Annotated in this window: 1 protein-coding gene; it reads left to right on the top strand. The window is 61.4% G+C overall.

What is annotated here, in order from left to right; translation table 11 throughout:
• Positions 1–150: 150 nt before the first annotated feature.
• Positions 151–577: DUF309 domain-containing protein (locus EH240_RS37390; protein ID WP_148101205.1), on the top strand; the 427-nt coding region annotated here is incomplete at its 3' end.

Below are 577 nucleotides of genomic sequence, written 5' to 3'. Positions count from 1 at the left end.
GATGACCGCCGACGCAACCTCGCAGCTTCGTGAGATCTGACTGGCTGACAACTATTTGCCAAGACATTCCTGATGCGGCGGCTATGCACGGAACTGAGCATCTGTTCAGGGCCACGGGTGTGCTATACGGCTTTGATGGCTATTGGTTCGATGTTGCGCCGGCGCTGGCTGCCGGAAAAGAGCTTTCCATCCTATGCGTATCTGCCGGGCAGGCAACCGCATCCCGTGCGCGACCCCGCGGGACATAGCTACAATAGCGAAGCCATGCCGTTGGCGGCAGAGGCGTCGCTGGACTCAGACATATTCCTTTGGGGTCTCGACCTCTTCAACCATGGTTATTACTGGGAAGCCCATGAGGCTTGGGAAGGTCTGTGGCAAGTTGCAGACCGAGGCGCTCCGCTTCGGACGCTCTTCAAGGGATTGATCCTGTTATCGGCGGCCGGCGTGAAGATCCGCGAGGGCAAGCAGGCGGCGGCGATGCGTCATGCCGGACGCGCCGCGGCGCTCCTTCGTCGGCTGAACACGGCGGATCATACCTTCGAGCGTGCGCTCGGCATGTCACCCGCAGCGCTCGCCG

The organism is Mesorhizobium tamadayense, from assembly GCF_003863365.1.
Classification (GTDB): domain Bacteria; phylum Pseudomonadota; class Alphaproteobacteria; order Rhizobiales; family Rhizobiaceae; genus Mesorhizobium; species Mesorhizobium tamadayense.
The sequence above is the reverse complement of the archived record's forward strand: the minus strand, read 5'-3'. Positions and strand labels throughout refer to the sequence as shown.